Origin of the sequence: Lactobacillus hamsteri DSM 5661 = JCM 6256, assembly GCF_000615445.1 — a bacterium.
Lineage (GTDB): Bacteria > Bacillota > Bacilli > Lactobacillales > Lactobacillaceae > Lactobacillus > Lactobacillus hamsteri.
Window position 1 is genome coordinate 1 of the sequence record NZ_BALY01000011.1, and the last position, 14,981, is coordinate 14,981.

Annotated in this window: 14 protein-coding genes and 1 pseudogene; all 15 read right to left on the reverse strand. The window is 36.5% G+C overall.

Going from position 1 to position 14,981, the window contains the following annotated elements:
• Window positions 1-31 precede the first annotated feature (31 nt).
• Window positions 32-559 carry an adenine phosphoribosyltransferase gene (locus JCM6256_RS04010; protein ID WP_025080511.1) on the reverse strand — a complete coding sequence of 176 codons (528 nt, stop codon included), beginning with the start codon at window positions 557-559 and terminating at the stop codon, window positions 32-34.
• Between the two features lie 98 nt (window positions 560-657).
• Window positions 658-2,927 (reverse strand): annotated as a pseudogene (recJ, locus tag JCM6256_RS09670) (single-stranded-DNA-specific exonuclease RecJ).
• The gene (locus JCM6256_RS04020; RefSeq protein ID WP_025080512.1) at window positions 2,927-3,622 is read right to left on the reverse strand and encodes a class A sortase; all 696 of its coding nucleotides are present in this window, start codon (window positions 3,620-3,622) and stop codon (window positions 2,927-2,929) included. Before JCM6256_RS04020 ends, recJ begins: the two are co-directional and overlap by 1 nt.
• 254 nt (window positions 3,623-3,876) lie before the next feature.
• Window positions 3,877-4,194, reverse strand: a complete 318-nt coding sequence (locus JCM6256_RS10745; RefSeq protein WP_238318569.1) for an SH3 domain-containing protein — start codon at window positions 4,192-4,194, stop codon at window positions 3,877-3,879.
• Entirely contained in the window at window positions 4,158-4,739 is a 582-nt protein-coding gene (locus JCM6256_RS10750; protein WP_238318570.1) for a GH25 family lysozyme, read from the reverse strand. The genes JCM6256_RS10745 and JCM6256_RS10750 overlap by 37 nt, the downstream gene beginning before the upstream one ends.
• Window positions 4,714-5,157: a phage holin family protein gene (locus JCM6256_RS04030; RefSeq protein ID WP_025080513.1), complete on the reverse strand. Its 444-nt coding sequence runs from the start codon at window positions 5,155-5,157 to the stop codon at window positions 4,714-4,716. The genes JCM6256_RS10750 and JCM6256_RS04030 overlap by 26 nt, the downstream gene beginning before the upstream one ends.
• 13 nt (window positions 5,158-5,170) lie before the next feature.
• Entirely contained in the window at window positions 5,171-5,737 is a 567-nt protein-coding gene (locus tag JCM6256_RS04035) for a hypothetical protein (protein ID WP_025080514.1), read from the reverse strand.
• Between the two features lie 12 nt (window positions 5,738-5,749).
• Complete coding sequence (locus JCM6256_RS10335; RefSeq protein WP_025080515.1) at window positions 5,750-7,330, reverse strand: pyocin knob domain-containing protein; 1,581 nt, start codon at window positions 7,328-7,330, stop codon at window positions 5,750-5,752.
• Between the two features lie 12 nt (window positions 7,331-7,342).
• On the reverse strand, window positions 7,343-8,011 hold the full coding sequence (locus JCM6256_RS04045; RefSeq protein ID WP_035438263.1) for a putative phage tail protein: 669 nt from the start codon (window positions 8,009-8,011) through the stop codon (window positions 7,343-7,345).
• Window positions 8,004-9,152 (reverse strand): baseplate J/gp47 family protein, encoded by a 1,149-nt coding sequence (locus JCM6256_RS04050; protein WP_025080517.1) that lies wholly within the window; start codon window positions 9,150-9,152, stop codon window positions 8,004-8,006. Before JCM6256_RS04050 ends, JCM6256_RS04045 begins: the two co-directional genes overlap by 8 nt.
• Window positions 9,142-9,630, reverse strand: a complete 489-nt coding sequence (locus tag JCM6256_RS04055; protein WP_338035066.1) for a DUF2634 domain-containing protein — start codon at window positions 9,628-9,630, stop codon at window positions 9,142-9,144. The genes JCM6256_RS04050 and JCM6256_RS04055 overlap by 11 nt, the downstream gene beginning before the upstream one ends.
• A gap of 20 nt (window positions 9,631-9,650) precedes the next feature.
• The gene (locus JCM6256_RS04060) at window positions 9,651-10,055 is read right to left on the reverse strand and encodes a DUF2577 family protein (protein ID WP_025080519.1); all 405 of its coding nucleotides are present in this window, start codon (window positions 10,053-10,055) and stop codon (window positions 9,651-9,653) included.
• Complete coding sequence (locus JCM6256_RS04065) at window positions 10,034-11,107, reverse strand: XkdQ/YqbQ family protein (protein ID WP_025080520.1); 1,074 nt, start codon at window positions 11,105-11,107, stop codon at window positions 10,034-10,036. The genes JCM6256_RS04060 and JCM6256_RS04065 overlap by 22 nt, the downstream gene beginning before the upstream one ends.
• Window positions 11,104-11,793 (reverse strand): hypothetical protein, encoded by a 690-nt coding sequence (locus tag JCM6256_RS04070; protein WP_025080521.1) that lies wholly within the window; start codon window positions 11,791-11,793, stop codon window positions 11,104-11,106. The genes JCM6256_RS04065 and JCM6256_RS04070 overlap by 4 nt, the downstream gene beginning before the upstream one ends.
• Before the next feature lie 18 nt (window positions 11,794-11,811).
• Complete coding sequence (locus JCM6256_RS10685) at window positions 11,812-14,811, reverse strand: tape measure protein (RefSeq protein WP_201778990.1); 3,000 nt, start codon at window positions 14,809-14,811, stop codon at window positions 11,812-11,814.
• Window positions 14,812-14,981 lie beyond the last annotated feature (170 nt).

Genomic DNA, 14,981 nt, shown 5'->3' on the forward strand with positions numbered 1-14,981 from the left:
TTTAATAATATGCTATTATTTAGCTTTTATATTAAGCACCATGGTACTTAACAAGTGAGTAAATATCAGTATCAGGGAATTGTTCACGGCCCTTTAAGTCAACCAATTCAATGTAAAATGCCGCACCAACAACAACGCCGCCAAGCTTTTCAATTAATTGCTTAGTAGCATGAAGAGTACCAGCAGTAGCCATCAAATCATCACAGATAACTACCTTTTGGCCTGGCTTAATTGCATCTTTATGCATTTCCAAAACATTTGAGCCGTATTCCAAATCGTAAGAAGCACTTTCAACTTCTCTTGGCAATTTATGAGGCTTACGAGCAGGAACAAAGCCGAGGCCAAGTTCAGTAGCAACAGGGCAACCTACGATAAATCCTCTGGCTTCTGGTCCCACAATAACTTCAGCACCACGACTCTTAGCATATTCTGCTAAGTCGTGAGTTGCTGCTCTGTATAAATCGCCATCTTGCAAAATTGGCGTAATATCTCTGAAGATAATGCCTTTATTAGGAAAATCCTTAACATTTGCAATATGCTTACTAAAATCAATTGCCATAAGAAGAAAAACCTCCATAAATATTGTGTGTCTATATATCGAACACTTGACTTGTCTATTTTAACAAAGTTTCGCTTCAAAAAACAGACATTTTACTTCTATTTCATGAGATTATTAACATATGTCAATAGTTTTTGAGATGACATATGACGCAATTGACTAACAAAGTCAATTTGAGATTTTGTCGCCATCAAGTACTTAGACGCCGATAATGGTTGCTTTTTAGGATTCTTTTCACCAACTAATTTTCCATTATCTAATTTTATAAAACCAAGCTCAAAGAAAACTCTCAAAATGAATAGTACACTATCATAATCCAGTCCTAAATATGGTGCAACCGTACGATAATCGTCAGGCGTTAAAGTTGGATGTTTATAGATATACTTTAATACATTGCTAAAATAATTTTTATTAGGCAAACTTTCAACTGGTAATTGATCAATCAAAAAACGTAAATAAAGTTGTTGATAATTGTTTTCTAAGGCTTGATCAAGTTCAATTTGGTTATGTGGTACATCCAATAAAACAGCAGTTTCGCCACTTTCTTGATAATCACTAACCAAACTTAATTTATCTTCATCAATTCCTAAACTATTTTTCGCATAAGCCATATTTTTAGGATCGAATAACAAATATCTGTCCGCAAAGCCCATCACATAATTTTCAGCTCGCAAATCAATTACAGGGGTAGGCACCGCAAGTTTTGGTGCAGCAAAATCCAACCCCTCCATAATTCCTTGTAAGGTTGTTTTATTACGGAAATTATTAACCGATAATTGCACAAATATTTTTGTAATAAATGGCAAAAGATTGTTATTCAAAAATTCCTTGTTGAACCCAACTACCGGAAGTGAACCACCATCTTTATTCACTGTAAATTTAACATGATTCTTTTCCTTACCCATTTTAAAGAAATGAGTAATATTCCCATTAGAAATACTAAAAATTGGCAATGGATCACCTGTGCCAAATGGTCCCACCTGATTAATTTCGGCCATAGTTTGCGGATTTAACTTATTAAGCTGTAATTCCATATCATAATCTTTACTTTCAAGACTGCCTTCAACATGGAAATCTTTTTCAAAGGTATTCCGCAATTCGTTTATTTTATTTTCTTCAAGCGATAATCCGCAGGCAAAATCATGTCCGCCAAATTTAGTTAAAAGCTGATCTTTAAGAGGACTTAAAGCATCAAATAAATTGAAGCCAGAAATGGAACGACCTGAACCTTTAATCTCTCCTGCAGCATTTTTGGTTAAAACGATTGTTGGTTTATGCGTTTTTTCAACCACTTTATTAGCAACTAAACCAAGCACGCCTTCATGAAATTCAGGATCATAAATGACTAATGTATTTGCTTTTTGCCAACTATTTTCTTTAATTTGGCGCATGCATTTTTCATAAACTTCACTGGTTAATTCTTTACGTTCATCATTTAATTCTTCAATTCTATCAGCAATCTTCTGCGCTTCAATGTCGTCATCGCTAAGAAGAAGTTCAACCGCCATATTCGCATTATCTAAACGGCCTACAGCATTAAGACGTGGCGCAATATTGAAGCTACATCGCCTTCATTGATATCACCAAGATTGAGACCAGCATTTTTAATCAACGCGCGCAAACCAGGACGTTCAGTTTGATTAAGCATTTCTAATCCGCGCTTAACAATAATATGTCCTTCACCGGTTACCTTAACCATATCGCCAATAGTGCCGATCATTGCCAAATCAAGCAATTCGGGCATTGTATCCTGCATCAACGAGCGGCAAATTGTATACGCAACGCCGGCCCCACAATAATCATCAAAAGGATACTTTTGGCCAGGATAATTACAATGAACTAAGGCATAGGGCTTAGGAACATTTTCTTGGAAAGTATGGTGATCAGTTAAGATGACATCAACGCCATGGTCTTGAGCATACTTAATTTCTTCAACACCAGTTACGCCATTATCAACGGTAATAATTAATTTGGTGCCATTTTCAACAATTTCTTTATAACGATCAAGGTTGGGACCATAACCATCTTTAAAGCGATCAGGTATAAAATAATGAACATCTGCACCCAAAATGCTCAACGTTTCTGTCATGATAGTTGTTGCCGTAATTCCGTCGGCATCATAATCACCATAAATAGTGATTTTTTCACCTTTATCAATCGCCTTATTAATCCGTTCAACAGCTTTATCCATATCATGCATCAAAGAAGGATCAGCTAAATTTTCTTCGCTTGCATTAAACCAAAAATCTAATTTTTCGTCAGTATTAATTCCTCTTAAAGAAAACAACTTAGCCGTAATGGGGCTAAGTTGATATTTCTCAATTAAGTCGGAATTAAGTTCTTCTGCAGTTCTTTGTTTCCATTTCATTATTTTAGATTAAACACCTTTAAATTGTTTTTCGTTGCCTTTTCAGTCTTAATTAAATTACCTCTAACGGCCCAACGGTTAACTCCACCATCCGCACAAGTAATTAAAGTTACAATTGGCTTTTTAGTATTGTCAACCAAGTAAACTGCGTAAGGATTTACCTTTTTCTTCATATAGATTTTATATACAAAAACCTTCTTAAGATTGGTTAGGTAAACATTTTGACCCTTTTTTGTATCCTCAAGTGGTGAGAACAAAATTCCTTTTGCCGTCATATAGTGACCAGCAAGAGGATAATTTCCCTGCCCCATCACTTGATCTTCACGCATTGTACCGCCACCTGTAGTCATGGCATCATCGGACATCCCTAAGCAAATTGGTAAACGCATATTAACGTCAGGAATTGCTAAGGCACCGATTGCATGGGCATTATTCTTACGTGCCGATTTAGCAACCTGACTAAAGTCCACTTCTTTTACTTTATTAAAGTCAAACATCCCCTTCTTTTTCTGGTTTTGTTCAACTTTCTTTTTAGTCAAAGAAGTCATGGTACTTGTTTGATTACGGCTAATCATTTGATTTCTAATTTGTTTATTAAAAATCAAAGCCAACCCAACAAGTAACAAAATAATTGCTACAACTCGGATAACGATTGTTTTAACATCACGTTTTTTATTCTTATTTTTTTCGGCCATAATTACTTGCCTTAATGTCTATATAAATTGCGTTTTTCATCATTCTTCTTAGTCCTTTATTACTAGCTTTTAGCTTTTACAAGTTAGCATAATTAATCATAATTAGCTACTTTTTTACGTAAATTTTACGTAGATTGTGTTAATTATTTGTATTAGAAAGAAGGCGTAAAACTCTTCGAATAGACATTATACCACAAACAAAAAAGAACCACTCCATAGGTCTTATCCTACAGAGTGGCTTTCTTTTTTACAAATTATTTTAGTTTACCTAGTAATTTTCCATATTTATCTTTAGCAACGATATATCCATACTTACCATTACTTCGTGGCTGTCTTAACCATAAACGAAGTGGGCCTTGCAAAGTGGCATCATACTGAATAATACTGCCTTTTGGTAGTTTTGCAATAGCTGGTGAGTCAATATGCGGACTTTCGTGCAGCTTTAAAGCTTGACCAAGAATAAACGTACCTTGTTTCTTTTTCCAAGCGGCTTTGTTTTTTGATTTAGCTACAGGTTTCTTATTCGATCCTTTAGCTAATTTCTTCCAGCCTTCTTTAGTTGTATTGGCCACATTTCTGTCCATATTATCACCAGTAAACTGCCAAATAGTATAAGTTGACCACGGCTGGTATTTAGCTTCATATTAGGGATGCTCCAACTCTTCCAGTTCATAGAAGGATAAGATGCAATCCAAAGACCACAATCTTTACTGCAGTTTGCAACCTGATTTAAAGATGAAGCTTGCACATAAATTAGTGGCCAAACACCAGATAACTTATAAAACGCATCTACAAACTTACGCACATAGTTGCTATCACCCCAACTAGAATTTTGGTAACTTTCCCAGTCAACAGCAGGCACGGCTTCACCAAGATAGCCTTTGATATTTTTATAGAAGTATTGCGCTTCTTTTTCAGGATTGCCGCCCCCGATATAGTGATAAACACCAAGCAACTTACCAGCTTTTTTAGCTGCTTGATAATCTTGATCACAAAACGGATTAATATAATTTGTCCCTTGGGTAGCTTTCACCATGATTACATCAACCCCACTTAGAGTTGCGTATGAGCGTGGTGAGCCAGAGTAAACATCAACCATTTTTAACATTTTGATCATCTTCTTTCCTATTAATAGTGTCATCTAATTTTTTATTACTGGTAGACCATTGCGCCTTTACAAATTTAATAATTGGTTCCGGCAGCCACCAACCAACCTCAGTCCAGGTTTCAATCACCCAAACTAAGTATTGATAAATAAAAGCAATTAAAAATGCCGTTGCTGCAGTTTGTGCCCCAATTGTAAATAAATATGGGTAGCCAACCGCTACAACCGCATAAGTAACCGCGTTTCTTAATACTGATTGTGGTTTAAACCAGTTTTTTCTCTCATCCGTCTTAATCACCCAGGGCTTAATTAAATCTAAAATTAGATCTAGTAAAACCACAATCGTAAAAGCCCAAAACCACTTATCGTCAATCAAGTGGGTGTATTGTTCTAGTAGCTCATTATGGTAGCTACTTGCAACTTCAATCATGTTTGCTACGCTCCTAATATTGTGGGTTCTTGAAGAATTGTATATAGCAGTTATTTTGTAAATCACTACATTGCCATTTGTTTTCACTACTAATGTAATTCATTCTAATCATTTTAAAGTGGCCATGAATATATAGAGCTGCTATTCCTCTATTGTTTGTATTAGGATATACGATCATTCTTTTATTCAAATCATTATTGCCATTTTTAGCTGCAGTTAAAATATCTATTAATTTTGAACATGATGCACTACCAAATTGAGTGCATTCAGGACTAACAGAAAAATAATAATCTCTATAAATCTTATCAACTTCAGTACGATCTAAATAAATTGTTTTTGCGCTGCTAACATAAAAAGGATAGCCACTTTCAGCAATAATATCTGAAGAGCGAAGCGCACTCCATTCTTCTGGAGTAATTTGGTCAGATACTGTTTTTGAGTGATATCCATTTGGATAATATTTCAAATAAATTAATTTAGCAGAATCACTACTTCTTTTTGTTGCATAATACATAGCTGCAATTTCAGTGCTATTTGCGTATGCGCTTTTTAGCGCTTTACCATCTCTATAAATTGCCATAGAAACACCTCATTATAATAAAATTCCTGTTAGTGTGTCTGGATGATTTGCACTATATTGCCTTGCATCACTATCATTGTCAAAGATCTGAATAGTTGCTACATTTCCATTGGAATCTGGGAAAGTGTTATTCACTTTTTTTACCCCAACATTTATAGTTGCATTCCCATTACTATCAGGACTAACGCCATTAACTTTCTTGACACTATTAGTGCTTACATTTCCATTTGAATCTGGTTCGTTTCCATCAACAGTTTTAACCTTCACTGCTTTTGATAATTCTTTTTTAGTAGCTAAGCCGCTTAAATCAGGATCAGGAACTATCAAAGGCAAAGTGCCATCTTCAGTAGGCAAAATCTGGGCACCACCATTAACAGTAGCGCTTTTGACTTTGCCTACATTTTCAAGAAGGTTATTAACGTCAGTCTTATTATAAGTTTCAGTTTTTGCATAAACTCCAGACGCAGAAGCAAGTTGAACCCATGGTTTCCAATTGTTATCTGTTTTAAATCTATAATATGGTGCTTCGTTATTGTCAGGATAGTAAATTTGAACAAGTCTACTATTCACCCCATTTAAAACATTCAATACGCCCCCATTACTAGTAGGATAATTTAGCTCAGCAGTTGGGGTTTCAATTCTGTAAACACCCGTAGTAGTTAATGTATTAGCATCTATGCCTACTTTATTCTGTGATTCAGTAGTACCGCTTAAAGTATTTACTCTAGTAGTTAACGCATCGACTGTAGCTTTATCAGCTTTACCGCCTACCGTTTTAATTAAATCTACTAATTTAATAGCAGTCCAATCATCATTAAAAATATCGATGGTATAAGTGCCGTCTGCATTCTTTTTAGCACTCCATGTTTTATCTTCTGCTTCACTTGTACCATTAACAAACTGCTTTCTGAATTTAATTTTCGTTAAATCCGTTAATGATTCAACTTCTGATCTAGTAGGATAATTGCTCAAATCTGGATTAGGAACCGTTAAAGCTAAATTACCTTCATCATCTGGTAAGACTTTTTCGCTACCGTTTACTGTTGCTGATTTAGCACGAGTATTTTCTAAATCTTCCAACCTAGTATTTGATTCTTCAACATGTCGATTAAAGACATCATAAGGTACACTAGTTCCATCTAAGATTTCAACTGTAACGCTTTGCACACGACCAACAACTACATACATTTGTAAATTAAATCTGTACAAAACTTGATCAGAATAATCAGGCATAAATTCTGCCTCTTGAGCCGTAGCTAAAGCGTAAAGAAAATCATGATCTTTTCCTTCTTCTTTGACATAAAGCCCCACATTACGAATTGGATATGAATTAGTTAAATCCTTGTTAGTAAATCGTAATGAAACACTTAAAATTGCATTATCTGTTTGGGTAGGTTCAGCATCTAAAATTGTGCCATTTTGCATAATGGATGGTAATTCTGTTAATGCTTGTAATTCAGTAATAGTTTTTCCACTTAAATCTTCACTTGAAGTAACAGCTCTAGTAATTTGAAATTTTGCTTTACCAGCATTTGCTTTTTTTGCTAGTTCAAGCCCAGCGTCAGTTAAAATTGTTTTATTATATTTTGACATGCTCTTTTTCTCCTATTTTAAAAATTGATCTTTATCAGCTAAAATCTTTGCATCTGTTATGTGATAGAAGCCAACACCTTTATAAATTTCTTCACGAGTCACAATATCAAAGTTGAGTTGATCCGTATTAGCCATACTAGTAGCATCACTATCTACTGTATGAAAAATTCCATAGTTTAAGGTGTTTTCAATTTCAGCTTTCGATAAAGCAATCATGATTTCATAAATCATATTGGCCGGAATACAAATATTTAGTAAGTATTGCAATTGCCGTACATTAGATAAGTTAATATCTTCACTTTTAGCATCAACTTGAACATATCGCTTGCCATGATCAATTTTGGCTTCAGCTTTTAAATTCATGAAGTTCATTAGATAGTTAAGATATCGGACAGTTAAAGGCTTAGGTGGCAATAGATGCATTAAAACATTGTTTTGCCTAATCTCTAAACTATCTTCAGGATCTGGTACAATCCCAACTTGATCTTCAAAAACAGAAACACCTTGTAAATCCGTTTTAATTACAAACTGATTGAGCAAAGTTCTATTTCTTTCAAAATCAAAATCGCTTAGTGACACGCCTTGTGCTGCAAGGATCTTTTCCATTTCATATACGCCTTGATAATAATCAGGCATATATTCAAAAATAAATTTTTTATCTAAAATATGTCTTTTATCCATCTAGTGTCACCTCGCCCAGCATTGGGAGTTGTGACAGATTGTTATTAAAAATCAAATTTATATCTTCATCTTCATCATTCAAATAAGGCAAGGTCGCATTTGCTACACCACTTACGTTCATAATTCGAGATAAAATTTGTGAGCGATAGATGGCTTGTGCATATCCTCGACCAAGTACGGGATCAATTTGTGCCCAATCATCACGCAATCTAGAAAAATAAGATTCTAGTGTTTTCTTGATGTTTTCCATCACACCTACTATAGAAGCTTGTGGTTCAAGTTTGACTCTAGTTCGCACATTAACAATCAAAGCTTCGGGAGCTACGACTGTTACTCTATGATCAATTGGAGCTAAACCATAGCCTTCTGTAGTTTTCTCTTCAGGATCTAGTGCTTCTTTAACTTGATGACATAAGTCTTTACTTGCCGGCTTTAAATCGTTGTTTAAAATAACCACTTTAACGGTTCCAGGGCCTGCCCATGTTGGATAAATTTGAGCAGCACCAATAGTATCAATTTCACTACACATATCTAAATAGTCCGCAACATTACCACCGTATGCGATCCAATTTTGAGAGCCTAGCAATCTTGCTCTTAAGTGATCATCTGTTTCAGCATTTCTAGCAGGCACAGTAACTTCTATAATCTCAGCCCAGTTTACACGGTCATTAGGAGTAACTGGTAAGATTTGCCCGATATAGCTGTTAGCACCCGTACCAGAAACTTCAGCTTGCATGGTTACCGTAGAATCATCATTAAGCTTCACAACTTTGTAGAAGTTAGGAATATCACCTATACTGGCAAAACGATCTCCTAGCGCCACATTATCAATGGGCTGATGATCAAAGCCTTCAATTACAGCTTTAACTTCGGCATAAGTAGCTGGATAGCGACTTGTACCGTGTTCAACTGCTCGATAGTCTAAAAATTCTCCTGTAGCCGTTCTGATATAAGTTTGTTTGATGATCATTGCCATGTTCAAAGACTGTTGAGCGAGTAGCATGGCTGCTGGAGCAATCGCATCATATACGATAGAGCCTTCACGCTTATCAATATCATCTGGAACTTCATCAAGCATTTCATCTTTCCAGTAATTAAAATTGCGTTCTTCAAACGTTCTAGCTAATTCTTCAGGATTCATTGCTTAAACCGACCTCCTCTTTTATCGGAATATCACCATACACTGTATGGCATACACCCCTTACCATTAATGTATCTGTTTCTATCAAATCGATAGTTTGTATATCTACTTCAGTAACACGATCATCGTCTATAAGTGCTTCGATAATCATTCTTTCGCATTCTGTTTTGGCGTAAGAAATATTTTTACCGATTAGTTCAGGCAAATCATTACCATACTGATCAGAATAGATTGGATATATAAAGCGCTCTGTTCTAAGGATTTTATCGACAGCTTGTTCCATAGCAGCTAAGCCATCAAACTTGTTTCTGATTCTGCCATGATAGACCTGAAAGGTTAGTGTAGGATCATCTTCAACTTGACCATTATCGATTTGAGCTTCTTCTTCATCGATTTCTAGGATAGACTCTTCGCCTTCAAATCCTGTTTCGTCAAAATCAAGCTCATCATCTTCTTCTGTAAAAAGTTCATCATTCAAAGCAAACACCATCCTTTCTTTTAAAAGCCGTATCCATCTTTATCAGTTCGTTCAAACAGATAAAATCTCTGTCCGCCATCGCATCGTACAAGAGTTACTTTGTCATCTTTTTCAAGTTCATTGTTGATTTCTAAATAAAAATCTTTTTTAGGAAAATCAATATCAGACTTAGAAAAGGAAGCACTTCCGCTATGTCCATGAAACTGAAAGCCACTTAATGAGCCTTTAGACTTAAGCTTTCCTTGAAGTTTTATCTTGCCGATATGTCTACCTAGCTCAATAAAATCTTCAGTAATTACCATGTCATTAGCTATTTGCACTTTAAGCGGATCAGTTGATTTAACAACGCCATATACTATGTCAGCATAATCAGATGGTTTGCCACCTCGTGATTTTAAAAGCTTTAAGATTTGCTCTCCTGCCATTGCTTGCCTACTTTCATTTCTAACTTAACCATGTAATCCGTTCCAAATTCATGCGTAGCTTTAAGAATCGGACAATCTGAAAGCTTCTTTTTCATATCTTTCAAATAAACCGTAACTGCATTACCAGCTACTAAACTTAAATCTCCTTTAGTAGTAATACTTAGTTTTTTATTTGCCACATTTTTTTGTTTAAGCACGCTCTTAGCTTGTGCCATCATTTGAGCTTGTGTGGCTTTAGACTTTTTGGGCTTTACAATTTGCAACTTTCCCCACTGCTCAACGCTTTTTCCTTGAGCGCTAGTAGAACTGAAGCTTGTATTACTTGGAGTTTCTTTATCCGAGTTTCCTTTAGCTGTGGCACTTGAAGTTTGAGACTTTTTCTTATCCTTCTGAACAACTTTTACCACGTTGGCTGTATTTTCAATATCCACGGAATAGGTGAAATCCGTTACTACTGTTCGAGTATCAACAACGATTTTTAACTTCTTATAAGGGGCACGCCTTAGCTCAACCTTGTCATAATTTGCAGCAACAAAATACATATGGTCAGTAGATTGATAAGTTTTATTAATTGCTGTTTTTAGCATGTCAAAGTAAGTTTTACCATCACATATTTCGGCCGCTACTTTATGAGTTGGTGCATTTTTAACGCTATGTGATAGCCCTGCTCGCTTACATACTTCATTAAATCGGTCAGCCACTGTATTTGTCTTAAATACAATGGAGTCCTCATTCTTTAAGTATCTAAGTTTGTCATAACAAGTTACGCTAATAGTTCGATCACCTGTAAACTCATACTTAAATACGTAACCATAAAAAACCTTTTCTTTATTCCATCGGAAAGTTATGATGTCTCCCGTATAAGGGATGACCAGTTGATCAAGTGGTTCAATTAAATCAAAAGTAAGTTCACCTGCACTTAGATTCATGTCAGTAGTCCAAACAATATTCTTGACATTGTTCTTTAAATCATATCCCGTGCCTTTAGGATTTTTAGTAGAATTGCGAAAAAGATTAGAACGCCTGAAAAGATGAAAAGTAGTAACTGTCATGCTCTTTTCACCTCCGACATCTTAACCCAACCTCTAGCAACTCCATTAATACCAACGCAAACTGGATATTCACGTCCTGGAGCTATATATATGACCTCACGCTCAGCGTTCTTTTCATACATTCCTGCCCCTTGACCATAGCTGTCTGCATGAAGCCTACCAGAAACTTTCACTTTAGAACCAATGCTGATTTTTTTAGCTGGCGTTGATCTTTTCTTAGTTTTCTTTTTAGTCTTTTTTTTTAGTTTTTTTTGATTTTTTTTATAAGAAAATTTTCGATATTGTTTTAGTTCTAGAGTATAGATGTATTCAGAAGTATTTCCATTTCGCATTGAGTATGTAAACTTAGCAATTGTCATTAAAAGACTGATTTTAGTACCTGAAATCACTACTCGCACTTTATGTTGTTCTTCTTGAATGTCTTTAATATCTTCAATGTAATCTTCAGGGCTTTGCAAATCATCTGTACTGACGTAATGTCCATCAAATTCTGGGAAAAATGATTCGATAGTTAAACTTGTTAGTTTCAAATGTCCAACGGTATTAACTTCGCCCAAGTTGATAACAGTTTCGGACTTATCATCAGTTTCATAGCTCAATTCTACTTGCGCTGGATTAACTGGTAGCTCGATTTGTGTACCACTAGTTTGATCAGTTATATAAATTGCATAACCATTCATTGGCATTTTTAATCACCTACTTACTTAAACTAAGGACTTATCATCTGCATGGATGATTTCCAATTCCAATTCTCGAAGAATTGCCTTCACGTCAGTTTTGGCATCGCCCGTGCTATTAACGACAATAGCGCCTTGAGATATGGTAACTTTCCGGTTATCGATATTACTTGTTCCATTCTGATAATTACTGGTAGTCACTGTATTAGGGGTAATTGTATTAGATGAAATTGCATTCGAGTTTTGTCCCCAATTGTAGCCATTACCTCTATTAGCACCGATATTTGGTGTAGCTGATGCAACCAATCCTGTTCCAGCTTTAGCTAGTAAATTAGCTGTGCCATTCATACCGATGGCCATACCTTCACCCATGTAAGTACCGATTTCAGCAAAAAGCTTAGATGGTGAGTGAACTTGCGCTTTAGCTCTAGCTGCTCGGTTTGCTTGTGCTACTAAAGCATCAGCAGCTGCAGCTACTGCTCCAATTTGGGATCTAATACCTGAAGCCAAGCCTTGACCAATTGCAGCACCTACACTGTACATCGCACTAGCTCCAGCTCTACCAGCAGCCACCGCTTGATTAATAGCACCACGCACTGCACTAGCTAAAGCAGCTCCTCCAGCTCTAGCTGCAGCTGCAGCTCTTGCCATTCCTGATCGAACCGCTGCCACAACGCCACTCATATTTGGTCTGCCAACTTTAGGTGCTGGGATCTTACCCAATTTTGGTAGCTTAGGCTTAGGAACTACCGGTCTACCAACTTTAGGTGCTGGTATTTTTTTTAGCTTTGGTGACTTTGGTGTAGGAATCTTTGGTTTGCCTACCTTTGGGGCTTTAATTGTTTTAAGTTTTGGTGATGAAGGTGTTGGAATTTTTGGCTTGCCAACTTTAGGAGCTTTAATTGTAGGAAGCTTTGGAGATTTTGGTATGTCATACTTAACAGCAACTTTTTGAATAACCTTTTGCCCTGAAAATTGCTTATTAGGGCTTGATGTATCAACTTGCATTTTAGCTTTAAAGCCTTTTTGATTGTCCAAAGCATGGATTTGTTTGTTAATGCTAGAAACATCAAATTGAGTGTCAATTTTAACTTTTTGACCTTTGCCCAAGTTTGCTAATTGTGAGTTAGCTTTAGCTATATCTACTTGTGGGCTGATCTTTGTGTTATTAACTTTGTCGGCAGCTTGTTGTGCAGAATCTCCCATTTGATAGAACTGTTTCACCATGTTCGCAGTAACACCATTACCAACTGCATTACCAATATTGCCTACAGCATTCTTCAAATTACCGAACGCATTAGCTGCATCTTGAATATCACGCTTTGCTCCAGAAAAATTGCCAGTCATTGCATCGCCCAAAGCGTGCATACTTTGTACAATTCCCTTTACAGCAAATCCTACCGCTGAAGCTATGGAGATAAGACTTGTAAATGCATCGACAATCACACCAATTCCCAAAGCAACGCCCATCAAAGCAGCTCCGCCTATAGTACCTAGTGCTTGGCCTATTCCTGACAAGACAGGAGCTAACGGAGCGGCCGCAGCTTGTAATTGACTAAAGGCAGTGGCTAGTGGCTGTAATCCTTGTGAAATTGCTGAAAATACTGTTGAAACAGTAGCAGCAATATTCTCAAAGATAGGCCCAATAAGTGCGATAGCACCATCTATGAGTGTGCTTATTAACGGAGCAATTGTAGTGATGACAGTAGATATCGTATTAATCACATTCTGGATAACTGGCATCACCATTTGGAAAGCTTGCCCTAATGCACTTCCAATAGATGAAAATACTGGCATCAATGAATTTAAAGCGTTAAAAATAGCTGATATCACTGTATCAATTACTGGCAAGATGGCGTTAAGACCATTACCAAGAGCTTGGCCAATATTTCCGAAAAGGTTCCCACCGCCTATCTCATTAAGTTGACTAAAGCTGTCTTTGATCGTTGATACTATGTTTTGAATAGTGCTTCCGATGTTACTAAAGGCACCCGTACTGGAGAAGCCTTTAAACATCTGATCCCAACCTTTACTTACTGTTGAAAACAGTGGCGTAAGATCAGTAATTGTCTTTTTTACACCATCAAAGATTGCGTCAATGTCAATCTTTTTCATGGCACCAACTAGCTTGTCAGTAATTCCATCTAAGTTTAAATCACCTAAATGATCCGTAAGTTTAGAAACCCAGTCAATACCTACTTTTCCGACCTTATCAAAAGCTGGTTGCAATTTATTGGCTAAGGTTTCTTTCAAACCATCCATCGCTTGACCAACAGTTTTATATTGAGTGGCCATTTTACTGAAATTAGCGTTATTACCAGTTTTAGTAATCGCATCAAAGAAATCTTGAGTCTCTACCTTGCTATCTTGAACATCTTTAATCAGTTGTTGTGTACTTTTGCCCATTGACTTAGCAACGGCTGCTATACCAGCTGGAGTCTGCTCAAGCATCAATTTAAAGTCTTGCCATTGAACTTTAGGCTTAGCGGCCATCTGAGTAGCTTGCTCACTCAAGGTCTTCATAGCTTGTTGAGGATTAGTTGCGGCTGCAGCCAAACCACCAAAACCTTTAACTAGCTGAGCAGTATTTTTAGTACCAACTGCTTCAAGTTGACTGTAAGTGTTACTCATATCTGAAGAACTATAGATTGTTTGCTCAGCAAACCTCTGCATTGAAGTTTTAGCAGCTTGAATCTGAGCTGGGCTTTTGCCTAGTTGTCTCATGTTACCTTCAAAAGTCTGCCATGATGTTGATGATTCATTCAGTTCGCTAACCATAGACCTAATTCCGGATGCTGCTAATCCCATCCCCTTGCTAATCGCATTACCTATGAGTTGGCCACCCACTATGCTCTTCATAAGGCCTGTAGTTTTTCCAGTTAAACTACCCATATCATTGTTGGTGCCACTTAATCTGCTTTTTAATTTTGAAAAACCAGATTGTGTCTGTGACAGCCCAGATGAAAGTTTATTTAATGCACTACTAAAAGCATCGTTAATTCTAATCGTTGCACTTATTTCAGGCATACTCTACCTCCTTCCATTCGTTTAGATACAAAAAAAGAAGGCACAAGTCTTCATACTAAAAACTAGTACTGCGACTTGGCCTTCCTTTCTAATTCTTTTTGTTGATGTTTTTCGTTTTTTTGTCTTACTTCTATTGAAGCTATAACTATGTCTTGCTCTCTTCGAGAAAG

What these genes read in the sequence shown, in the direction of transcription:
- JCM6256_RS04065 (WP_025080520.1), bottom strand. Translation starts at nt 11,107, where the DNA reads ATGACAGTTACTACTTTTCATCTTTTCAGGCGTTCTAATCTTTTTCGC.
- JCM6256_RS10750 (WP_238318570.1), bottom strand. Translation starts at nt 4,739, where the DNA reads ATGATCAAAATGTTAAAAATGGTTGATGTTTACTCTGGCTCACCACGC.
- JCM6256_RS04050 (WP_025080517.1), bottom strand. Translation starts at nt 9,152, where the DNA reads ATGAATCCTGAAGAATTAGCTAGAACGTTTGAAGAACGCAATTTTAAT.
- JCM6256_RS04010 (WP_025080511.1), bottom strand. Translation starts at nt 559, where the DNA reads ATGGCAATTGATTTTAGTAAGCATATTGCAAATGTTAAGGATTTTCCT.
- JCM6256_RS04045 (WP_035438263.1), bottom strand. Translation starts at nt 8,011, where the DNA reads ATGGATAAAAGACATATTTTAGATAAAAAATTTATTTTTGAATATATG.
- JCM6256_RS04020 (WP_025080512.1), bottom strand. Translation starts at nt 3,622, where the DNA reads ATGGCCGAAAAAAATAAGAATAAAAAACGTGATGTTAAAACAATCGTT.
- JCM6256_RS04070 (WP_025080521.1), bottom strand. Translation starts at nt 11,793, where the DNA reads ATGCCAATGAATGGTTATGCAATTTATATAACTGATCAAACTAGTGGT.
- JCM6256_RS04060 (WP_025080519.1), bottom strand. Translation starts at nt 10,055, where the DNA reads ATGGCAGGAGAGCAAATCTTAAAGCTTTTAAAATCACGAGGTGGCAAA.
- JCM6256_RS10335 (WP_025080515.1), bottom strand. Translation starts at nt 7,330, where the DNA reads ATGTCAAAATATAATAAAACAATTTTAACTGACGCTGGGCTTGAACTA.
- JCM6256_RS10685 (WP_201778990.1), bottom strand. Translation starts at nt 14,811, where the DNA reads ATGCCTGAAATAAGTGCAACGATTAGAATTAACGATGCTTTTAGTAGT.
- JCM6256_RS04035 (WP_025080514.1), bottom strand. Translation starts at nt 5,737, where the DNA reads ATGGCAATTTATAGAGATGGTAAAGCGCTAAAAAGCGCATACGCAAAT.
- JCM6256_RS04030 (WP_025080513.1), bottom strand. Translation starts at nt 5,157, where the DNA reads ATGATTGAAGTTGCAAGTAGCTACCATAATGAGCTACTAGAACAATAC.